We start from the raw sequence: 20,519 nt of genomic DNA on the forward strand, positions 1-20,519 counted from the left end.
GCGCCAACGGGCGTCGACGCCAAGCGCCACTATAGGCTGACGGTCAAACGCCGATCTTGCCGCCGCCCTTTTTGGTGATGGCAACGACGGAGGGGCGAACCGGCATGTCATCCTTGAAATCCGGCCAGCGCGTCGACAGATCCTCATAGTAGGAGGGGCGGACGAAGCCTTCCCAATCCTCGCCGCCATCGCCAGGATGCTGCACCGCCACCATCATCGTCGCCATGTCCGGCAGCATAAGCGGGCCGCACATTTCCGCGCCGACTGGCACGCGGAAGAAGAGTTTCGATGTGGTGCGGGCCGGGCCAGCGATATCAACCGCCCAGATACCGTCCGTGCGGCCGGTTTCCTTCGGCGAGTTGCCGTCCGTCGCAACCCAGAGCCGGCCGTCGGCATCGACGGCGCAATTATCAGGCATGCCGAACCACCCATTCTTGGTCGTATCGGTGGAGAAGGACGCGCCGACATCGGCCACGGATGGATCGCCGCATTTCAACAGGATTTCCCACTTGCCCTTGGTGGCGGCAAAATCGCCACCATCCTCGGTGATTTCGATGATGTGGCCGAAGGCGTTCTTGGCGCGCGGATTGGCGGCGTCGATCTGGTCGTCCTTGCGCTTGGTGTTGTTGGTCAACATTACATAGACCTTGCCGTTGACGCTATTCGGCTGGATATCTTCGGGTCGATCCATCTTGGTCGCCCCAAGCAGATCGCCGGCGCGGCGGGTCTCGATGAGCACGTCGGCCTGCGAGGCAAAACCGTTCTCCGCGTTGAGCGGACCCGAGCCATGGACGATGGGAAGCCATTCTACGCCGCCTTCCGCATCGAACTTCGCGACATAGAGCGTGCCGTCGTTGAGAAGGTCCATATTGGCGGCACGATCGCCCGGATTGAATTTGCCGGACGTGACGAACTTGTAGACATAGTCGAAGCGGGAATCATCGCCGAGATAAAAGACGACCTGACCGCCCTTCGCGACGATCGATTCAGCGCCCTCATGCTTGAAACGGCCCATCGTCGTGCGCTTCTTCGGTACCGACGCCGGGTCGTTGACATCCACCTCGACGACCCAGCCGAAGCGGTTGGCCTCGTTCGGCTCCTTGGCAAGATCGAAGCGATCGTGGAACTTGCCCCATTCATAGGCGGTTTCGGGAATGCCCAGCCGCTTGTAGTTTTCAGCTTCCTTGCTGTCCTTCGGCAGTTCACCGCTGAAGTAGCCGTTGAAATTCTCCTCCGACATCACATAGGTGCCCCAGGGCGTGACGCCGCCGGCGCAGTTGTTCATCGTGCCGAAGACCTTGGTACCCGAGGGATCGGCGTCGGTCTTGACGCGGTCATGGCCGGCAACGGGACCGGTAAGCTGCATTTCGGTATTGGCCGTGATGCGGCGGTTGAGCTTGCCATCCTTCACCACCTGCCACTTGCCGTCGACTTTCTTGATTTCGACAATGGTGCCGCCGTGGGCCGCCATTTCGATATCGACGCGCTTCTGGTCGGCCGGCGCGACTTCGATCTTGCCCTCGACGACCTTAACGATGCCGGGGAACATCAGATGCTCGTTCGTATATTCGTGGTTGACCACAAGCAGGCCGTGCTCGGAAGAGCCGTCGATCGGGATAAAACCGACATAGTCGTTATTGTAGCCGAATTGCTTCGCCTGGGCTTCGGGACTCTGGTTCTTCGGGTCGAATTCCGGCGAATCGGGGAAGAGGGCGTCGCCCCAGCGCAGCAGCACATCCGCATCGTAACCGGAAGCCACGTGGTGTTTCTGGTCGATGCCGGCCTCGACTTCCTCAAAGACAAAAGCCGATTTTTCCTCGGCGCGGGCATCGTCAGCTAGCATGAGGGCCATCGGGCTGACGGTCGCGGCGATGGCCGATACGGCGAGCGAGCCCTTCAGGAAACCGCGGCGCGAAAAGCGCGAAGCGATGATCTCACCCATCGTCGGGTTGTCGGTCGGGTTATGGCCCGGCCCGTCGTTTTCTTCGAGCAGGCTGGTGCGAAACGGTGGGGACTGGTCGTTCATGGCTCACCTCTGGCTATCTGGCTGGGGGGACGAAACCCAAGCCTACCGCCCTCTTGTGACGACCAAGTAACAACCGCAGCGGTCTTTTGCCTCAAGCCGCTGCGATCATCCCGCCATAGATGTCGAGATCGACATTTCCGCCCGAAAGGACGACGACGACGGTTTTGCCTTCGATATCGACCTCGCCGCTGGCGAGCGCCGCGAAGGCCGCACAGCCGCCCGGTTCGACGATTAGTTTCAGGTGATTGGCGGCGTCGCGCATGGCTCCGCGCACCGCGCTGTCCGACACTGCGATGGCGCCGGCGAGATTGTGCTTGTTGATCGGGAAGGTGAGTTCGCCCGGCTGCGGCGTCAGGATGGCGTCGCAGATCGAACGGTGGCCAGCCTCGTTGGTGACGCGCTCTCCAGCAATCAGCGAGCGGCGCAAATCATCGAAATGCTCCGGTTCCGCGCCCCAGATTCGCGTCCTCGGCGAACCGGCCTTGACCGCGACCGAGATGCCGCTGATCAGGCCACCGCCCCCGGTCGGCACGAAGAGGTCATCGATTTCAAAGCCGCGCTCCTTCGCTTCGGCCACGAGTTCGAGACCGATCGTGCCCTGCCCCGCCATGATCGAGGGGTCGTCGTAGGGTGGCACGAGAATCATGCCGCGGTCCTCGATAAAGGGCGTCGCGACATCGTCGCGGTTCTGGTTGTAGCGGTCGTAGAGGACGACTTCAGCGCCATAGGAGCGCGTATTGGCGATCTTGGTCTGTGGCGCATCGCTCGGCATGATGATTACTGCGTTGATGCCAAATAGTTTTGCGGAGCTCGCAACGCCCTGCGCGTGATTGCCGGAGGAATAGGCGATGATGCCCCGCTCGCGCTCGGCTTCGTTAAACTGGCTTATGCGGTTATAGGCGCCGCGAAACTTGAACGAACCGGTCCGTTGCAGGCATTCCGGCTTGAACAGGATGCGCGCCTTGTATTTGGCATTGAGCGCTTCCGATTCGACAAGGCGCGTCGATGCCAGCTGTCCCTGAAGCCGCCCGGCGGCGGCCTTTACATCTTCTATACCAACGGCAAAATCCTGACTGTCCATGCGGCCCTCGCTGGCGAATAATGGCAATGGCGAATTCATAGCACTGCGATCGGCTCACAGCACCCAAATCATTGTCATCATTGTAGCAGGATCGGCGCTGGCGCGCCGGAACTTCTCAGGCCCGTTCGGCCTCAGCCCGATGCGCAAGAAACGCCGGCAGTTCGGCGATGGAACCGAGAATGGCGTCGCTCAACGGACCGAGATCATCGAGCGTGCTGTTGCCCGAGAGAACGCCGATTGCGAGGCCCGCGCCCGCGGCATGCGCCATCTCGAGATCATGTGCATTGTCGCCAACCATGGCGATGGCGGCGGGAGCGATACCGGTACGCTCGGCGAAGAGATGCAGCTGGTCGGCATGGGGTTTGGCGCGGGCGACCGAATCGTAACCGATGATAAGGCCGAACAGGGCAGTCAGCCCGAGTGCCTCGGCCGTTGCGCGTGCGCCGGCCTCGGAATCATTGGTGGCGATGCCGAGCACGTAGCCTTGCGCCACTAGCGCTTCCAGGGTTTCGCGCAAGCCGTCAATGCCGACAGCGCGGCGGGAGCCTTCGCTCACCGCATAATCGTCGTAGGCGCGAATGCGTTCGCGCTTTTCCTCAAGCGTCAGTTCGGGGTGCCAAAGGTCGACGATATCGTGGATGGTTCCGGCAGCGACAACAGAGCCGCCGCGGAACTTTTCCATTTCCCAATCATAACCGCCCGCCTCGACCAGCGCCCGCGCCTTTGCTTCATCGCCTGCAGCCGCCTCGCGGGCAATCTCCATGGTGATGCCGAACCAGGTGCGGTTGAAATCGACAAGCGTTCCGTCCTTGTCGAACAGAATTCCACGAATCTGCGCCGAGCGGGTGGTCGCCATCATGCCTCCAGCGAGCCCGGACGCGCCGTCTCCGAGCGCTTCGAGCCGAGGAGTTTCAGCAGGTCATCGCCACGGCGGGTATAGCGGTGGCTGCGCCGCGTCAGAATCCGCCCGGCCTGCGGCGCGGTGAGGACGATGTCCCCGCCTGCATCGCCCGGAACGGTGACAACCGTCACGAGCTTGTCGCCCTCCTTAACCTCTGCGCCGATCTCGACGTGGAAGAGGATCATGCCGCCCCGCGGGGCGCGGATCATTTCGACATTTTCGAGCGGGGTCACTGGCCCTTTGAAATCGATATCGAGTTTCACTGCCGCATCGGTAATGACGCCGCGGTGCACGAGGAAACGGTAGAGACCAAGGGCATCCGACCTGCCCGTCTCAACGCCAACATCGGCAATGCCGCGAAACTCTACGGTCGTTACCGCCCGGCGATTCACATTGCGTTCCTCTTTTGACAGCTGGATCACCGGATGGGCGCAGGCCTCCTCGAAAGCGGCGTCTGCGGTGCTGCTCCAGGAAAGGATAGCGGTCGATCCGAGCGCCGACGCCAGATCGTACATTTCAGGCAGGAATGCCTGGTGGATATAGACATAGCTTTCGCTTTCGTCATCGCAATGGAGATCAAGGACGATTTCATGCGGCAGCGCGAGGCGCAGAAGCTGGGCTTTCAGCCTTTCAGCCAGAGATTTTGGCGCATCCACGCCCGGAAGTCCCGACGTGTCGAAGCCTTCAAGCAAGGGAAAGGAACGGTTGAAATTCACGCTCGAGAAATAGTCGAAGCGGCCAAGATGCTCGTGCGCCAGCCATTGTGCCGAGGCGATCGGATTGGCTTGGGGGACGACCGTGATATTGCCGGCAAGGCGACCCTCGCGCTCGGCCTTCTCCAGCATCGGAATGAGAAAATGCAAGGCAGCCTGACCGGGAAGCTCGGAGCCGTGCAATGATGATTGCAGATAGGCAGTGACGGCCTTGTCGTCCTTGCCCTCAAAGCGCAGGACGCGCAGTTCAATGCTGTTGCCCGGCACATCGCCGGCCAGCGTGATCGTCTCAGTCTTCATAGTTCTCTCCCGAGTATGCTTGGTATGATTGTTGGAACCTTGGGCCTATTTGCCACGCCGCTTGCGCAGGTGGGCGACAAGACCTTGCGTCGAAGCGTCCTTGTCCTTTGCCGTTTCCGCTCCGGAGACCACGGGCAGCAGCTCCGTCGCTAGTTCCTTGCCGAGCTCAACGCCCCATTGATCGAAGGCGTTGATCCCGAAAATCTGCGCCTCGACAAAAACGCGGTGCTCGTAGAGCGCGATCAGCCGGCCAAGCGCATAGGGATCGAGCTTGTCGTAAATGATGGTAATCGACGGCCGGTTGCCGGTGAAAACGCGGTGCGGCGCAAGCCGCTTAACCTCGGATTTCGCCAGGTTCTTGGCGGCAAGCTGCGCTGCCGCCTCCTCCAGCGTGCGTCCCTTCATCAGCGCTTCCGACTGGGCAAGGCAGTTCGCCATCAACATCTCATGCTGGTTGTCGAGATTGGGCTCGTGCCCCGTGGCCGCAACGATAAATTCCACCGGAATCGTATCAGTTCCCTGATGCAGGAGCTGGAAGAAGGCATGCTGTCCATTCGTGCCGGGCTCGCCCCACACGACAGGGCCGGTCGGACCGGCGACCGGCTTGCCGTCGATCGTCACACCCTTGCCGTTCGATTCCATGTCGAGCTGCTGCAAATAGGCCGGAAGCCGGGCTAGGCGTTGATCGTAGGGAATGACCGCGCGGCTCGTATAGCCGGATATCGCACGATGCCAGTAGCCGACAAGGCCGAGCATGATCGGCAGGTTTTTCTTCAAAGGCGTCTTGCGGAAATGCTCGTCCATGGCGTGGGCGCCATCGAGAAAACGGCCGAAATTCTCCGGTCCTATCGCGATCATCAGCGGCAGGCCGATTGCCGACCAGATCGAATAGCGGCCGCCGACCCAATCCCAGAAACCGAAGATGCGATCGGCCGGAATGCCGAAGGCGTCGACCTTGTCGAGCGCCGTCGATACGGCGGCAAAATGCTGTCCGACAGCCTCTTCGCCAAGCGCATCGGCGATCCATTTGCGTGCCGCCTTGGCGTTGGTCATGGTTTCGATGGTCGTGAAGGTTTTCGACGCAACGATGATCAGCGTCGTCGCGGGATCGAGTTTGGCGAGCGTATCGGCAATATGCGCGCCATCAACGTTGGAGACGAAATGGGCGCGGGGGCCGTCATGATATGGCGATAGCGCAAGCGTCGCCATGGCAGGGCCGAGATCCGACCCACCTATGCCGATATTGACGATATCGGTGATCGGCTTGCCCTTGGAACCCTTGATCGCACCCGAACGCAAGCCATCGGCAAACGCGCCCATGCGGTCAAGTACATCCTTGACGCCGGGCATGACGTCTTCACCGTCGACCTTGATCGGCTTGCCGGACCGGTTGCGCAGGGCGACATGCAGTACCGCGCGGCCCTCGGTATTGTTTATTGGTTTGCCGGCAAACATCGCGTCGCGACGCTCCTCGACCTTCGCCGCCCTGGCGACGTCAGCAAGCAGAGCCATCGTATCGTCATTGACAAGGCACTTCGACCAATCGAGCAGGAGATCATCGAGTTCGAGGGAATAGCGGGAAAAGCGCTTCGGATCCTCGGCGAAGGCGCTGCGCATGTTGCGCGGGGCGCCGTTTTTCCAGTGATCCTTGAGAGCCTTGACCGAACGTTTTACTTCGTTCGCTTGTTCTGACGCCATTTTCGTCTCCTGCAACAATGCTTCGGGCGTGGGCAAACTGCCACTCAAACGGTTTGAATTCAATTCATCGAAGGGAGAATCTCATGCTTTCTTCGCTGCGGCGAACATGCCTTGCCAATTGCGGGAAAACTGCGGCACGCGCCGCTTCATTTTCACCGCAAAACCATCTAGCCTCCGCTTCGGGAGGAGCCAATCATGGATTTGACTGGAGAGGAACGGATCGTCGCACCGCGCGATACCGTATGGAAAGCGCTGAACGATCCGGAGATTTTGAAAGCGTGCATCCCGGGCTGTGAAAGTCTGGAGAGGATCTCAGATACCGAGCTTGCAGCAGTTGTCGGCGTCAAGATGGGACCGGTCAAGGCACGCTTCAAAGGCAAGGTCGAGCTTTCCAATCTCAATCCGCCCCAATCCTATACGATCTCCGGCGAAGGCACCGGCGGGATTGCGGGTTTTGCCAAGGGCGGAGCCGACGTAACGCTTATCGACGAGGGCGCGGAGACCGTGCTCGCCTACGTCGTCAATGCCGATGTCGGCGGCAAGATCGCCCAGCTCGGCAGCCGCCTGATCGCATCGACCTCGAAAAAGCTCGCGACACAGTTCTTCGAGAACTTCAACGCGGCGGTGAGCGGCGGGTAGAGCAGGCAAGAAATGCGCGGATCCTTCTTCCTGTCGCATTTTCCATAGGCCGTGACGGAAAGCCGTTTGGGTTTAGGGGATCGAAGGCGGGTATCTTTCCCGGACATATTCGCATTCGGGCAAGGCATCTATGCGCTCCTTTGACTTCATCATCGTCGGTTCCGGTTCGGCCGGCTCAGTCGTTGCCAATCGCCTCTCGGAGAACGGGCGCTACTCCGTGCTCGTGCTCGAGGCGGGCGGCTCCGATCGGCGATTCTTCATCGCCATGCCGCTCGGCTACGGCAAGACCTTCTATGACAAATCCGTCAACTGGATGTACCGCGCCGAACCGGACCCCGGCCTCGCAGGCAATGCCGACTACTGGCCGCGCGGCAAGGTGCTCGGCGGATCGAGTTCGATCAATGCCATGGTTTATGTCCGGGGCGCCCGCGAGGATTTCGACGAGTGGCGAGACCGCGGCAATCCGGGTTGGGGCGCTGCCGATGTCTGGCCGATCTTCAACGCATTGGAGGACCATGACGGCCCGTCGGACACTCTGGGCCGTGGCGGGCCGCTGCATGTCAGCGATTGCTCCAAATTGTTTCACCCGCTTGCCAACCAGCTGATTATCGCGGCGCAGGAGGCAGGTCTCGCCTATAATCCCGATTTCAACGGCGCGAGCCAGGAGGGCGTCGGCGCCTTTCAGCTGACGACGAAGGGTGGTCGTCGCATGTCGGCGGCGCGGGCCTTTTTGCGTCCGGCGATGAAACGGCCCAATGTGACAGTACTGACCGGTGCCATGGTGACCCGCATCCTCTTCGAGGGTAAGCGAGCCGTGGGCGTAGTATTTACTAGGAAAGGCCGCAGCGAAACGGTGAAGGCGGGTCGCGAAGTCATTCTTTCCGGCGGCTCGGTGAACACGCCGCAGCTGCTGGAAATTTCCGGCATCGGCGATCCGGCGCGGCTGTCACAACTTGGCATCGACGTCGTTTACGCAAACTCGAATGTCGGCGAAAACCTGCAGGACCATCTCGGCATAAATTATACCTATCGCGCCAATGTTCCGTCGCTCAATCAGGTGCTGCGGCCATGGTGGGGCAAGGCGATTGCCGGCATCGAATATCTCTTGCTGCGCACGGGACCGCTTTCGATCAGCATGAACCAGGGGGGCGGTTTCTTCCGCACCGATCCGTCACGGACGCGTGCGAATATGCAGCTCTATTTTCAGGCGTTCTCGACGATTGTGCCGAAAAATGGCGAGCGTCCTATCCTGACGCCAGACCCCTGGCCGGGATTTTCCATTGGCCTGTCGAACTGCCGCCCGACCAGCACCGGCTCGATCCACATCCGTTCGGCTGATCCGCTGCAGGCCCCGCAGATCGTGGCAAATGCCTTCTCGACCGAGCATGACGTTGCCGAAATGCTCGACGCGGTCAAATTCCTGCGCAAGGTGGCGGCGACGCCTACCATGTCGAAGCTCATCGACGAGGAATTATTGCCGGGACCCCTCTGCCGAAGCGACGAGGAGTTGATCGCCGATTTTCGCAAGCGCAGCGGCACGGTCTACCATCCGGTGTCGACCTGCCGCATGGGACCGGATCCGGCCCAGTCGGTGGTCGATCCGCGGCTGAAGGTGCATGGCGTGGATAGCCTCAGGGTCATCGACTGCTCGATCTTTCCGAACATCATCAGCGGCAACACCAACGCCGCCGCGATGATGGTTGGCGCCAGGGGCGCGGCGCTGGTGCTCGAGGATTTGCGATAGACCGTCTACCCGTACCGCGCTTCGAGCAGATCGATATCGCGCACCATCTTGGTTGCGACGGCGGTCTCGAGCCGCCGGGCGCGCACCAGCCGATAGATCTCCTGGCGCTCGGCTTTCAGCGCGGTGGTGAACAGCACTTTCTCGACTTCGTCGGTCTGCGCGGTCTGCTCGCGCTCTTCGCCGAGACGCATGCGGCCGTCAATGCGCTTGCGGTAGAGTTCCATGATCTGCGCCGCGACGTCCGCGTAGAGATCGGCATCGGGCCGGCCAGCGGCGAGATCGTGCTGCGCGCGCTCGACCGCCATGATGGCCGCTTCTGCGGCGGCGATACGGGCGTAATCCTCCTCCTTGCGATGCGAGGCCTCGACAGGAACCTCGATATTGTTCAGCAGGCGTGGAAGGGCGATGCTGGCAACAACTAGCGAGAGGATGATGACGCCGGCCGCAAGAAAAATAACGAGATCGCGCGCCGGAAACAGGCTGCCATCATAGAGGAAAAGCGGCAACGTCAGTATGCCGGCAAGTGTTATGGCGCCGCGTACGCCGGCAACCGACATGGTGGCGACAAGTCGCCAGCTCGGCCGCACGAGGATCTGCTCGCGCGTTCCTGCCGTTCGTGAGAGGGTAATGCTCCAAGACGCCCACACCCAGGCAAATCGCAGCGCGCCGAGCGCAAGCGTGATGACCACTACGTACACGACCAGCCACCAGGGCGACGAGCGACCTGCTGCGATATTCTCGACCGCTCCAGAAAAGATGCCGGGAAGCTGTTCGCCGAGCAGGACGAATATTGCGCCATTGGCGGCGAACTGCACGGTATCCCAGACTGCCGTGCGGCGCACGCGCGTGACGGCCAGCGCCTGACCGGTAATCTCGGCATAGCTCATGGTGATGCCGGCGGCAACGGCGGCGAGGATGCCCGAGGCATGGACATGCTCGGCGAGAAGATAGGCGCCGAACGGGATGAGCAGGCTGATCAGGATCTGCGAGCCGCTTTCTTCCCCGAGATGGCGGGCGAGAAATGCCTTGCCCCTCGTTACGCCGAGCGTGACGCCGACGCCAATGGCGATGCCGCCGATCGCCAGCCAAAGGAAGGTGAAGAATGCGTCCGAAATCGAGAAAGCACCGGTCAGCATGGCCGCGACGGCAAAGCGCATGCAGACGAGGCCGGACGCATCGTTCAACAGCGATTCGCCCTCGAGAATGTGCATCATGCGCGACGGTATCGGTACCCGCGCGGCAATGCCCGATACGGCGATCGGATCCGTGGGCGATACGATCGCCGCGAGCGCAAAGGCGACGGGAAGCGGGATCGAGGGAATCATCCAGTAAATGAGATAGCCGAGGCCTACCACCGTGAAGACAACGAGGCCGAGCGCCATTTCGAGGATAATGCCCTTGTCGCGAAAGAGCCCCTCCTTCGGAATGCGCCAGCCATCGAGGAAGAGCAGCGGCGGCAGAAACAGGAGAAAGAAGATATCCGGATCGAGTTCCACGCGTATGGTCGTCACCGAGGCGATGAGAGCGCCAAGCCCGATCTGCACCAGCGGTAGCGGCACTGGCAAGGGCAGCGCGCGCACGATGGAGTCGCTGACCACCACGGCAAGGAGCATCAACAGGATGACGGTAATGGTTTCCACAGTTGATCCGATTCGATCCGGTGATTTCAGGTTGCCACTGCTTTGTCGAGACGAACCTTGGCAACTTTGTGCCCGGATGTCACCAAATCGATGAATCGCCAGACTTGGTAGAAATGCCGGACATCCAGTTTTTACGTTTACGTTAATGTAAATACTTGCCAGCGCCGCGCCTCTCGCAATAGATAGCAGAGTTGGGTAGCATCGAACGCGGTGGGGAGATTGCGTTCGGGTTTGGGAAGCAAGCAGGGAGGTTTAGTGTGGCCAAAGAGACAACACGCAGGAGCAAATCCGCGCCGTCCACGGACCGTGAAGCAGCGAAGACTGCTCCGGCGCCCGTAAAAAAGACGTCCGGAACCGCCGCGAAGGCGAGTGCCGATGGTGTGGCCAAGGCCGCGGGCAAACCGGCAGCGAGGACAAAGGCTGCTGCCAATACGACAAAGCCGAAGGCAGCTGCCAAACCTGGCACGGCCACAAAGAAGACGGCCCCGAAAGCCGCACCACCTGTTGACGAAAAGCCGGCGGCGCGGCCGAAACAGGCAAAGCAGGCAGCGCAGCCTGTCCCCCACGCCCCGGCTCAGCCGACACCCAAGTTCTGGGTGAGCAATTATCCGGACGGCGTGCCGGCCGAAGTAACCTCGCCGTACGAATCCATCGCCGATCTTTTCACCCGCGTATTCAGCGACTATGCCGATAGGCCTGCTTTCAACTGCATGGGCGTGAGCATCACCTACACGCAGCTAAAGAATTATTCCCGCGCGCTTGGGGCATGGTTTCAGTCACGCGGGCTCGAAAAGGGCGACCGCATCGCGGTGATGATGCCCAACATCCTGCAGTATCCGATCACCATCGCCGCCATCCTTCGGGCCGGCTATACGGTAGTCAATATCAACCCGCTCTACACGCCGCGCGAGCTCGAATACCAGCTCAAGGACAGCGGCGCCAAGGCGATCGTCATTCTCGAAAATTTCGCGGCAACGCTGCAGAAAGTCATCACCAAGACGCCGGTCCAGCACGTCGTCGTCGCCGCCATGGGCGACATGATGGGTCTCAAGGGTCACGTCGTTAATCTCGTCGTGCGCCGGGTAAAGAAGATGGTGCCGGCCTGGTCGCTGCCGGGGCATGTGCCGTTCAAGACAGCGCTCGCCAAGGGTGGCGCCCAAAGCATGCGGCATGTGGAACTCAAGGCGACGGATATTGCCTTCCTGCAATACACCGGCGGCACGACCGGCATCTCAAAAGGCGCAATTCTCACCCATGGCAATATTGTCGCCAACGTTGCGCAGATGAACGTCTGGTGCGACGTTGCCTATCGCCTCAAGGGCCGTCCGAAGGATCTTACCTTCATCTGCGCGCTGCCGCTCTACCACATATTCGCGCTGACGGTGAACGCGATGATGGGCATGCAGCATGGCGCGGTCAACATTCTCATTCCCAATCCGCGTGACATACCGGGCTTCGTCAAGGAGTTGCGCAAGCACAAGATGCACATCTTTCCCGGCCTCAACACGCTCTTCAACGGCCTCATGAACAATGAGGATTTCCGCAAGCTCGACTTCAAGGAGCTCATCCTTTCGCTCGGAGGCGGCATGGCTGTGCAAAAGCCCGTTGCCGATCGCTGGAAAGAGATTACCGGATGCGTGATCACCGAGGGCTACGGCCTTTCGGAAACCTCGCCCGTCGCCTCGGCCAACCGGCTCGATGCCACCGAATTTTCCGGGACGATCGGCCTCCCCGTCCCTTCCACCGACATTTCGATCCGCAATGACGACGGCAAGGAACTTGCCCTGCACGAGGTCGGCGAGATCTGTATTCGCGGCCCGCAGGTGATGGCCGGCTACTGGAACCGGCCTGACGAAACCGCAAAGGTGATGACGGCGGACGGTTTCTTCCGCTCCGGTGACATGGGTTTCATGGATGAGCGCGGCTTCACCAAGATCGTTGACCGCAAGAAGGATATGATCCTTGTTTCCGGGTTCAACGTCTACCCGAACGAGATCGAGGAAGTTGCGATGGAGCATCCCGGTATCCGCGAAGCGGCGGCGATCGGCGTTCCCAACGATCATTCCGGCGAAAGCGTAAAGCTCTTCATCGTGCGCAAGGACCCTGCCCTCACCGAGGAAGCCGTGCGCGCCTTCTGCGCCGAGCGGCTGACAAACTACAAGCGCCCCCGCTCCGTCGAATTTCGCGACGAATTGCCGAAGAGCAATGTCGGCAAGATTTTGCGGCGCGAATTGCGCGGCTAGAGCGTTGGCGGCCGGTCAGGCCGCCTTCTCGCGCACCTGATAGTCCTTGATCGCCGTGAAGCGGATCGCCTTCCAGCGTTCGGCCTCATAGGACAGCGAGAAGCTGTTTTGGGCGAGGAACACCGGATCATTATCCAGATCATGGGCGATATCGGCGCGGTGCGCATTGATGAAGCGCTGCAACTCGGCCGGATCGTCGGCCGATATCCAGCGCGCGACGGTAAAGCGTGCCGGCTCGAATCCGACCGGCAGGGTATATTCCACCTTCAGCCGCTCGGTAAGCACATCGATCTGCAACGCCCCGACCACACCGACGATGGCCGGCGAGCCGTCATCGGGCAGGAACAGCTGCACGACGCCTTCTTCCGCCATCTGCTGCAGGGCTTCGCGCAATTTCTTGGCCTTCATCGCATCGTCGAGCCGCACCCGGCGCAGGATCTCCGGCGCAAAGTTCGGCACGCCACGGAAGAGAAGATCCTCGCCTTCCGTGAGGGTATCACCGATACGCAGCGTGCCGTGATTGGGAATGCCGACGACGTCGCCGGCCCAGGCCTCGTCGGCGATCTGCCGGCTGCGCGCAAAGAAGAATTGCGGCGCCGACAAGCTCATCGGCTTGCCAGTTCGCACGAGCTTCGCCTTCATGCCACGGGAAAGCTTGCCCGAACACACGCGCAGGAACGCGATGCGGTCGCGATGGTTCGGATCCATATTTGCCTGAATCTTGAAGACGAAGCCGGTCATCTTCTCTTCTTCGGCCGCGACCTTGCGCGTATCGGCATCCTGGTCGCGCGGGCTTGGACCGAAATCGCAGAAGGCTTCGATCAAATCGCGCACGCCGTAGTTGCGCAGCGCCGAACCGAAATAGACCGGGGTCAGATGGCCTTCGCGAAAAGCCTGGAGATCGAAGGGATTGCAAGCGTCGCGGGCCAGCGTCACCTCGTCGATCCAGTCCCGGCGCTCATTTTCGGGCAAGAGCCCCGAGGCTGCGTCCGCTTCAGGGCCATTGACCGGCGTCGGCACTTCTTCCTCGTCGCGGCGGCGCACCGTATTGTCCTTGAGATTATAGGTGCCGGCAAAGCTCTTGCCGCGCCCGATCGGCCAGGTGATCGGCGCCGTGTCGAGCGCAAGCTTCTGCTCGATCTCATCGAGGATTTCGTACGGATCGCGGCTCTCGCGGTCCATCTTGTTGATGAAAGTGACGATCGGGATGTCGCGCATGCGGCAGACCTCGAAGAGCTTCAAGGTCCGCGACTCGATACCCTTGGCGGCGTCGATGACCATGACGGCGCTGTCGACTGCGGTGAGCGTGCGATAGGTGTCGTCGGCGAAGTCTTCGTGGCCGGGCGTATCCAGGAGGTTGAAGATGCAATCCTTGTACTCGAAGGTCATCACCGAGGTAACGACGGAAATGCCGCGGTCGCGTTCGATATTCATCCAGTCGGAGCGCGTCTGCATGCGGTCCTTCTTGGCCTTCACCTCGCCGGCAAGCTGGATCGCCCCGCCGAAAAGCAGCAGCTTTTCGGTGAGGGTGGTTTTACCGGCGTCAGGGTGCGCAATAATCGCGAAGGTACGGCGCTTGGTGACAGGATGGTCGACAGAAGACATGAGGAAGGCTCGAACTTTGTAGTGAAAGGATTGCGCGCCTTCTATCAGCCAATGCCTTCCACGTCGACACTTGGATTTGGCGAAGGGGTTACAGCAATATTGTATCACGGCGTGATACCCGGCCCTTGACCGCAACTTGTATCACGATATGATACATCTATTTGAGGCGGTGATGATATGTTCGTTCAAGGACAAGCAGACCGAGGCTATTGCATCAGGGAAAAATCCAAAAGGCTTTCCACCGGACATTGTGCGGCGCGCTCATCGGAAACTGACCATGATTGAGTTTGCAACGTCATTGGACGACCTCCGGTCGCCGCCGGCGAACCGGCTGGAAGCCTTGAAAGGTGCGAGGTCCGGCCAGCATTCTATCCGCATCAATGACCAATGGCGTATATGCTTCCGATGGACTCGCGCCGGCGCCATTGACGTGGAGATCATCGACTATCACTAGTTAACGCGGAGACCAGGACCATGACAATCAAGCACTCCTCGCCGCGTCCGGGTGACATTTTGCCCCCTATTCATCCGGGCGAAATCCTGCGCGAGGAATATCTCGTCCCGCTCGATATGAGCGCCGGCGCATTGGCCAAGGCACTCCATGTGCCCCGGACACGCATAGAGCGTCTCGTGGCGGAACAGACCTCGATAACGCCGGACACGGCGTTGCGTTTGGGAAAGTTTTTCAGCACCGCGCCCGAATTCTGGATGAATATGCAGACGGGCTATGACCTCAAGATTGAAGCTCGTGCAAAGAGGGACGAAATCGAGCAGATATTATCGTTGCAGGCCGCGTAGACAGCGAGGTGGCGCGGAGAATTAGCGGAGGATAGGGCCGAGCCCGACCGCGTGAGTGCTCCAAAGGCACCACATGAAAGACGCAAGGTGCTCCCAAAGGCTGCCCGCTCCAATGCGCCTACTCTGCCGTCTCGTGCCTTGGCAGCGCTACACGACCTCGACACGCCTCTGCTGGCGCTTCTTCGGCCATGAAGGGCTCGATGGCAATGCGTTTCGTGTTTCGCACAGTCACGAAACTGTTGGGTGGGACCGGCATCCAGTTGCCGGCCTCGCCGTCGAGCGGCTCGGAGACAACGCAGAGTCCGGCGCTTGGCGTAAGGCTTGCGGTATAGAGCGAAGGAGCGAAGCGGTCCGTGGCATAGCGCACGGCGTAAAGCTGCCGGCCGTCGGAAAAGGCTGCCGTCAGTCGAATGAAGGCAGGCACGCCCGCCCGCTCGGCTTCGGCAGTGATGGCGTTGACCGTGCCCGTCAGGGCCGTCGGGGCGTCATCGTCGAGACCGTGTTGCAGCATGAGCAGGAAGATCAGCTCTGAATCCGTGGAGCCCAGCTTTTGCGCATAGAGGCCATCGTCGAGACGCGCCTCCAACCCGCGCCGAAGCTTGTCGAAATGGCCGATCTGGCCATTGTGCATGAAGCTCCATCGACCCGACACGAATGGATGGCAATTGGCGCGGCTCGTCGCCCCGCCGGTCGAGGCGCGCACGTGGGCAAGGAAGAGGTGTGAGCGGATCTGCCGCGACAGGCTTTTCAGGTTCTGGTCCGACCAGGCTGGAAGGATATCGCGGTAGAGGCCGGGCTCGTCGCGTTCGCCATACCAGGCAACGCCGAAACCATCGCCATTGGTGCGGGTTTTGGCCTCGTGCGCATCATGGCTCTGTGCGATCAGGGAATGGCAGGGAGAAGCGATGACATCTTCAAGATAGAGCTGCGGTCCAAGATAGGCTGCCCAACGACACATGAATCACCTGGTTAAGAGCAAGTCGGCTCACAATAGCCTGCAATTGCGCCATTGTGAATCGCCTCGATTGGAGTAGCTCGGTAGAAGGGGATTGTGTGCAAAGGATGGATGCTGCAAATCTTGTGAGTTGACGCGTGCCGCCCACTGGTGAAAAAGGTCTCTCATGTCCCAAGAAAACGATTCCGTTCGCCCAAGAAATCCTGCTCTCGGCCTGGTCAGGCTGCCGCACGGTCAGGATATCGACCTGCCCGCCTATGAAACGTCGGGATCCGCCGGAATGGATCTGCGCGCAGCGGTTCCGGCCGATCGCCCGCTCCTGCTGTTGCCGGGGCGGAGGGCGCTGGTTCCGACCGGGCTGATCTTCGAGGTACCGCAGGGCTTCGAGGCGCAGGTGCGCCCGCGATCGGGCCTTGCCCTCAAGCACGGAATTACCTGCCTTAACACCCCGGGAACGATTGATTCCGACTATCGTGGTGAGGTAAAAGTAATCCTGATCAACCTCGGCGAAGACGACTTCTATGTGGAGCGCGGCATGCGCATTGCGCAGGTCGTCGTGGCGCCGGTGGTGCAGCTTGCGATCGAAGAGCGGCAACATGCCAGCGAGACGGCACGGGGTGCCGGCGGCTTCGGATCAACGGGAACATCATAACAGGACGAGACTCTCAGCGTCCAATTGGAGGCCGGTATGGACAAGGGTTTGGTTTTCCGTCAGCTGCATGAACGTCCCGAGACCTTCATCATGCCCAATCCATGGGATCCGGGAACCGCTAAATTCCTTGCCTCCATGGGTTTCAAGGCGCTGGCGACCAGTAGCGCCGGGTTCGCCTTCTCGCGCGGCCTGCCCGATGGGGGGATTACCTTCGATGTGATGATGCAGCATTGCCGCGATCTCGTGGCGGCAACTGACCTGCCCATTTCCGGCGACCTTGAAAAAGGCAAGGGCGACAGTGCCGACAGCGCTGGAGAAACCATCTTTGCGGCGGAAGCCGCAGGGCTCGCCGGTTGCTCGCTCGAAGATTTTTCCGGCGATCCGGCACAGCCGATCTACGAGTTTTCCCATGCGGTCGAGCGTGTGGCCGCCGCTGCGGAAGCCGCGCGAGCCCTGAAGGGTGATTTCGTCTTCACTGCGCGGGCCGAAAACTTCCTGCACGGGCGCAACGATCTCGACGATACGATCAGGCGGCTGCAGGCATTCGAGGCGGCCGGCGCCGACGTGCTCTTTGCGCCCGGTATTTCCGACCGTGAAAGCATAGAAACGATCTGCAAATCCGTCTCGAAGCCGGTGAGCGTGCTTGCCCCGGCACCCTTGTCGGTCAGCGAACTCGCATCCATCGGCGTGCGGCGCATATCGCTCGGACCGCGCCTGACGACCGCCGCCTTCACCGCGATCCGGGATGCCGTGCGCGAAGTTCTCGACAAGGGCACCTTCGGGTTCTCGCAAGCGGGCGTGCCTTTCGGCGACCTGCAGCGGCTATTCTCCCAGGGCATGGACAAGGACAACTGAATGACGCGCCCCGATCTGGTGATTTTCGATTGTGACGGGGTTCTGGTCGATACCGAAACGCTTGCAAACCGGCACCTGGTCAAGATGCTCAATGCCCGCGGCTATGGCATCACCTTCGAGGAAGCGCGCAAGAACCTGTGCGGCATGCCAATGCGCGCAGTCAAGGACAGGGTTGAAGCCGAAGGCCATCTTCTTGGCGATGATTTTGTCGATCGCTGGTACGGAGCCATGCCGATCATCTTCGAAGCGGGCGTCGAAGCTATCCCGCATATTGAAACCGTCATAACCGCCGTCAAGAAGGCCGATCTTTCCTACTGCGTCGCCTCATCCGCCAATGTCGAAAAGATGCACCTCACACTCGGCAAGAGCGGGCTGATCGCGCATTTCGCAGACGTCCTCTACAGCGCCTCCATGGTGGCGCGCGGCAAGCCTTTTCCCGATCTCTTCCTGCATGCCGCGAGCGAAATGGGTGTCGAACCCGGCCGTGCGGTCGTGATCGAAGACAGTGTCGCCGGGACCACCGCCGGCACGGCGGCGGGCATGCGGGTGTTCTCCTATTGCGGCGATGAGCATGCCGACCATGAGGGGCTGGCAGCGGCTGGCGGCATTCTCTTTGACGATATGCGAAAATTGCCGGCGCCCCTGGGGATTGCCTGATGGCGGACCTCCTCAAAGTTATCGATATGCACACCGGCGGCGAGCCCTTGCGGATCGTGACGTCGGGCTATCCCGCCTTGCCGAAGAGCACCATCCTCGAAAAGCGCGCCCAGGTCCGCGACAGCTACGACAATTTGCGCAAGATCCTGATTTTCGAACCGCGCGGTCACTTCGACATGTATGGCGCTGTTCTCGTGGAACCAAACCTGCCGGGGGCGGACCTTGCGGTCCTGTTCATGCACAATGAGGGCTATTCAACCATGTGCGGCCACGCGATCATCGCGCTCGGCCGCTATGCTGTCGATTACGGCCTGGTGCCCAAGGTCGAACCTGTGACGACCGTACATATCGAATGCCCCTGCGGCATGGTGGTTGCTTCCGTGGAAGTAAACGACGGCAAGTCCGGCGGCGTTTCCTTCGAAAGCGTTCCGGCCTTCCTTTTTGCCGCCGACCAGGAGGTGGACTTAAAAGCTTTCGGACCCGTAAAATTCGACGTCGCCTATGGCGGCGCGTTTTACGCGCTTGCCGATGCGACCCAGTTCGGCCTCGAATTCGGGCGCGACCCGGCACGCAGGTTCATCGATGCGGCTACCGCCTTGACCGAAGCTGTCAAGGAAGCCGTCCCGCTCGATCATCCCGATCACAAGGACCTTGCTTTTCTTTATGGCTCGATCCTCACCGACGGCAACGACATGTGGAATGAGGCGCCGACGAAGAATGTCTGCATCTTTGCCGATGCGCAGCTCGATCGCTCGCCCACGGGTTCGGGCGTGACGGCCCGGCTTGCCGCCATGCACGCCAAGGGACAAATCCGCGAGGGCAATGCACGCATCTTCGAAAGCATCGTCGGATCGCGCTTTGCCGGATTTGTCGCCTCGCAGACAAAAGCGGGCAATTTCGATGCCATCACCGCTCGCGTCTCCGGCCACGCCTATTACAGCGGCAAGGCCGAATTCCTTGTCGAGGCGGATGATCCGCTCGGACAAGGATTCCTCGTTCTTTAACGAAGTACCAATATTATTAAACCTACTGGTTGACTATTATTTTCTGCACTGATATTAAACCGTATGGTTGAATTTCAGACACCCCATCTCGACGCAGTATTCCACGCTCTTTCCGATCCAACACGGCGGGCAATGCTGCACCGGCTTTCAAATGGCGAACACACGGTCAGCGAGCTGGCCACGCCATTCAACATGTCGCTGGCGGGAGCGTCGAAACATATCCGGGTGTTGGAATCGGCCGGGCTCGTGCGCCGCAATGTCCGGGGCCGCACCCATATATGCGAGCTTCAGGCGGCGCGGCTCGCCGAAGCGCAGGAATGGCTGCGGCATTACGAGCGGTTCTGGACGACGCGCCTCGACGATCTCGAAAAGCTGCTTCGCGACGAAGATCGCAAATCGGCGGGAGCAACTGGACCAACGCCGACCAAACCGGCAGAACCTTGAAATCAAAGGAGAACGAAATGGACCAGCATATTGGAAATGATCGTCTCGGCGTTGTCACCGCACCGCGAACGCTTCGCCTCGAACGCCTGCTACCCGGACCGGTGGAGCGAGTTTGGGCCTATCTTACCGAATCCGACAAGCGCGCCAAATGGCTGGCGAGTGGGCCCATGGCCGACTTTGTCGGCGGGCCGGTCAAGCTGACCTTCCAACATTCGCATTTGTCAGACGAAAAGACGCCGGCAGAATTTCAGAAATATGAAGGCTCGGGCTTTGAGAGCAAGGTGCTGCGCTATGAGCCGCCGCATCTGCTTGTCATCACCTGGCCCGATGGTGGCCAGGATTCTGAAGTGACGTTCGAACTTTCGGCGAGTGGCAGCGATACGCTTCTGAAACTTACGCATACGCGCCTCGCCAGCACCGATTCGATGGTCAGCGTCGCAAGCGGATGGCACGCACATCTGGGTGTCCTCATCGACCACCTTGAGGGCAAAGCGCCGGCCGGTTTCTGGAGCCATTACCAGCGTGTTCGCGACGAATATAGCCAGGTCATTAAGGATTAATTGC

At 60.5% G+C, this 20,519-nt stretch carries 19 protein-coding genes; 11 read left to right on the forward strand and 8 right to left on the reverse strand.

Translation table 11 applies throughout. From position 1 onward, the window contains the following. Nucleotides 1-43: 43 nt before the first annotated feature. The 5 genes from GF108_RS02120 to pgi form a co-directional block, all read right to left on the reverse strand. Entirely contained in the window at nucleotides 44-2,026 is a 1,983-nt protein-coding gene (locus GF108_RS02120) for a PhoX family phosphatase (RefSeq protein WP_153666686.1), read from the reverse strand. Between the two features lie 91 nt (nucleotides 2,027-2,117). Beyond that, on the reverse strand, nucleotides 2,118-3,107 hold the full coding sequence (locus GF108_RS02125) for a threonine/serine dehydratase (RefSeq protein ID WP_153666687.1): 990 nt from the start codon (nucleotides 3,105-3,107) through the stop codon (nucleotides 2,118-2,120). A gap of 115 nt (nucleotides 3,108-3,222) precedes the next feature. After that, nucleotides 3,223-3,963 (reverse strand): HAD family hydrolase, encoded by a 741-nt coding sequence (locus tag GF108_RS02130; protein WP_153666688.1) that lies wholly within the window; start codon nucleotides 3,961-3,963, stop codon nucleotides 3,223-3,225. Further along, complete coding sequence (locus GF108_RS02135) at nucleotides 3,963-5,021, reverse strand: succinylglutamate desuccinylase/aspartoacylase family protein (RefSeq protein WP_153666689.1); 1,059 nt, start codon at nucleotides 5,019-5,021, stop codon at nucleotides 3,963-3,965. Before GF108_RS02135 ends, GF108_RS02130 begins: the two co-directional genes overlap by 1 nt. Nucleotides 5,022-5,066: 45 nt before the next feature. Beyond that, nucleotides 5,067-6,719, reverse strand: a complete 1,653-nt coding sequence (pgi, locus tag GF108_RS02140) for a glucose-6-phosphate isomerase (RefSeq protein WP_153666690.1) — start codon at nucleotides 6,717-6,719, stop codon at nucleotides 5,067-5,069. 195 nt (nucleotides 6,720-6,914) lie between these two features. Between pgi and GF108_RS02145 the strand changes: the two genes are divergently transcribed. Together GF108_RS02145 and GF108_RS02150 are read left to right on the forward strand one after the other, a co-directional pair. Continuing rightward, nucleotides 6,915-7,358: a CoxG family protein gene (locus tag GF108_RS02145; protein ID WP_027230672.1), complete on the forward strand. Its 444-nt coding sequence runs from the start codon at nucleotides 6,915-6,917 to the stop codon at nucleotides 7,356-7,358. 130 nt (nucleotides 7,359-7,488) lie between these two features. Further along, nucleotides 7,489-9,102 carry a GMC family oxidoreductase gene (locus tag GF108_RS02150; protein ID WP_153666691.1) on the forward strand — a complete coding sequence of 538 codons (1,614 nt, stop codon included), beginning with the start codon at nucleotides 7,489-7,491 and terminating at the stop codon, nucleotides 9,100-9,102. Nucleotides 9,103-9,107: 5 nt separating this feature from the next. Here GF108_RS02150 and GF108_RS02155 read toward each other — a convergent pair whose 3' ends face one another. Then, complete coding sequence (locus tag GF108_RS02155) at nucleotides 9,108-10,742, reverse strand: Na+/H+ antiporter (protein WP_370462048.1); 1,635 nt, start codon at nucleotides 10,740-10,742, stop codon at nucleotides 9,108-9,110. A 257-nt stretch (nucleotides 10,743-10,999) separates the two neighbouring features. Between GF108_RS02155 and GF108_RS02160 the strand changes: the two genes are divergently transcribed. Next, nucleotides 11,000-12,985 carry a long-chain-fatty-acid--CoA ligase gene (locus tag GF108_RS02160; protein ID WP_370462049.1) on the forward strand — a complete coding sequence of 662 codons (1,986 nt, stop codon included), beginning with the start codon at nucleotides 11,000-11,002 and terminating at the stop codon, nucleotides 12,983-12,985. Nucleotides 12,986-13,000: 15 nt separating this feature from the next. Here GF108_RS02160 and GF108_RS02165 read toward each other — a convergent pair whose 3' ends face one another. After that, entirely contained in the window at nucleotides 13,001-14,590 is a 1,590-nt protein-coding gene (locus GF108_RS02165; RefSeq protein WP_153666693.1) for a peptide chain release factor 3, read from the reverse strand. Between the two features lie 172 nt (nucleotides 14,591-14,762). On the opposite strand from GF108_RS02165, the gene GF108_RS02170 reads away from it, so the two are divergent. Further along, nucleotides 14,763-15,044: a type II toxin-antitoxin system RelE/ParE family toxin gene (locus tag GF108_RS02170; RefSeq protein WP_153667298.1), complete on the forward strand. Its 282-nt coding sequence runs from the start codon at nucleotides 14,763-14,765 to the stop codon at nucleotides 15,042-15,044. Between the two features lie 20 nt (nucleotides 15,045-15,064). Beyond that, the gene (locus GF108_RS02175) at nucleotides 15,065-15,388 is read left to right on the forward strand and encodes a HigA family addiction module antitoxin (RefSeq protein WP_153666694.1); all 324 of its coding nucleotides are present in this window, start codon (nucleotides 15,065-15,067) and stop codon (nucleotides 15,386-15,388) included. A gap of 118 nt (nucleotides 15,389-15,506) precedes the next feature. Here GF108_RS02175 and GF108_RS02180 read toward each other — a convergent pair whose 3' ends face one another. Continuing rightward, on the reverse strand, nucleotides 15,507-16,346 hold the full coding sequence (locus GF108_RS02180; RefSeq protein WP_153666695.1) for a class II glutamine amidotransferase: 840 nt from the start codon (nucleotides 16,344-16,346) through the stop codon (nucleotides 15,507-15,509). Between the two features lie 163 nt (nucleotides 16,347-16,509). On the opposite strand from GF108_RS02180, the gene dut reads away from it, so the two are divergent. From dut to GF108_RS02210, 6 genes are all read left to right on the forward strand, one after another. Beyond that, complete coding sequence (gene dut, locus GF108_RS02185) at nucleotides 16,510-16,995, forward strand: dUTP diphosphatase (protein ID WP_027230678.1); 486 nt, start codon at nucleotides 16,510-16,512, stop codon at nucleotides 16,993-16,995. Between the two features lie 36 nt (nucleotides 16,996-17,031). Continuing rightward, the gene (locus GF108_RS02190; RefSeq protein ID WP_153666696.1) at nucleotides 17,032-17,850 is read left to right on the forward strand and encodes an isocitrate lyase/phosphoenolpyruvate mutase family protein; all 819 of its coding nucleotides are present in this window, start codon (nucleotides 17,032-17,034) and stop codon (nucleotides 17,848-17,850) included. Next, nucleotides 17,851-18,507, forward strand: a complete 657-nt coding sequence (locus GF108_RS02195) for an HAD family phosphatase (RefSeq protein ID WP_153666697.1) — start codon at nucleotides 17,851-17,853, stop codon at nucleotides 18,505-18,507. Next, nucleotides 18,507-19,511 (forward strand): proline racemase family protein, encoded by a 1,005-nt coding sequence (locus GF108_RS02200; RefSeq protein WP_153666698.1) that lies wholly within the window; start codon nucleotides 18,507-18,509, stop codon nucleotides 19,509-19,511. Before GF108_RS02195 ends, GF108_RS02200 begins: the two co-directional genes overlap by 1 nt. Nucleotides 19,512-19,574: 63 nt before the next feature. Then, nucleotides 19,575-19,955, forward strand: coding sequence for a helix-turn-helix transcriptional regulator (locus GF108_RS02205; protein ID WP_153666699.1), 381 nt, complete (start codon nucleotides 19,575-19,577; stop codon nucleotides 19,953-19,955). Between the two features lie 17 nt (nucleotides 19,956-19,972). Next, nucleotides 19,973-20,515, forward strand: a complete 543-nt coding sequence (locus GF108_RS02210) for an SRPBCC family protein (RefSeq protein ID WP_153666700.1) — start codon at nucleotides 19,973-19,975, stop codon at nucleotides 20,513-20,515. Nucleotides 20,516-20,519: the final 4 nt, after the last annotated feature.

It is taken from the genome of Phyllobacterium sp. SYP-B3895 (assembly GCF_009647635.1).
Taxonomy (GTDB): Bacteria; Pseudomonadota; Alphaproteobacteria; order Rhizobiales; family Rhizobiaceae; genus Phyllobacterium; species Phyllobacterium pellucidum.

Coding starts and splice junctions, on each gene's coding strand:
- GF108_RS02120 (WP_153666686.1), bottom strand. CDS start 2,026: ATGAACGACCAGTCCCCACCGTTTCGCACCAGCCTGCTCGAAGAAAAC.
- GF108_RS02125 (WP_153666687.1), bottom strand. CDS start 3,107: ATGGACAGTCAGGATTTTGCCGTTGGTATAGAAGATGTAAAGGCCGCC.
- GF108_RS02130 (WP_153666688.1), bottom strand. CDS start 3,963: ATGGCGACCACCCGCTCGGCGCAGATTCGTGGAATTCTGTTCGACAAG.
- GF108_RS02135 (WP_153666689.1), bottom strand. CDS start 5,021: ATGAAGACTGAGACGATCACGCTGGCCGGCGATGTGCCGGGCAACAGC.
- pgi (WP_153666690.1), bottom strand. CDS start 6,719: ATGGCGTCAGAACAAGCGAACGAAGTAAAACGTTCGGTCAAGGCTCTC.
- GF108_RS02145 (WP_027230672.1), top strand. CDS start 6,915: ATGGATTTGACTGGAGAGGAACGGATCGTCGCACCGCGCGATACCGTA.
- GF108_RS02150 (WP_153666691.1), top strand. CDS start 7,489: ATGCGCTCCTTTGACTTCATCATCGTCGGTTCCGGTTCGGCCGGCTCA.
- GF108_RS02165 (WP_153666693.1), bottom strand. CDS start 14,590: ATGTCTTCTGTCGACCATCCTGTCACCAAGCGCCGTACCTTCGCGATT.
- GF108_RS02170 (WP_153667298.1), top strand. CDS start 14,763: ATGATATGTTCGTTCAAGGACAAGCAGACCGAGGCTATTGCATCAGGG.
- GF108_RS02175 (WP_153666694.1), top strand. CDS start 15,065: ATGACAATCAAGCACTCCTCGCCGCGTCCGGGTGACATTTTGCCCCCT.
- GF108_RS02180 (WP_153666695.1), bottom strand. CDS start 16,346: ATGTGTCGTTGGGCAGCCTATCTTGGACCGCAGCTCTATCTTGAAGAT.
- dut (WP_027230678.1), top strand. CDS start 16,510: ATGTCCCAAGAAAACGATTCCGTTCGCCCAAGAAATCCTGCTCTCGGC.
- GF108_RS02190 (WP_153666696.1), top strand. CDS start 17,032: ATGGACAAGGGTTTGGTTTTCCGTCAGCTGCATGAACGTCCCGAGACC.
- GF108_RS02195 (WP_153666697.1), top strand. CDS start 17,851: ATGACGCGCCCCGATCTGGTGATTTTCGATTGTGACGGGGTTCTGGTC.
- GF108_RS02200 (WP_153666698.1), top strand. CDS start 18,507: ATGGCGGACCTCCTCAAAGTTATCGATATGCACACCGGCGGCGAGCCC.
- GF108_RS02205 (WP_153666699.1), top strand. CDS start 19,575: ATGGTTGAATTTCAGACACCCCATCTCGACGCAGTATTCCACGCTCTT.
- GF108_RS02210 (WP_153666700.1), top strand. CDS start 19,973: ATGGACCAGCATATTGGAAATGATCGTCTCGGCGTTGTCACCGCACCG.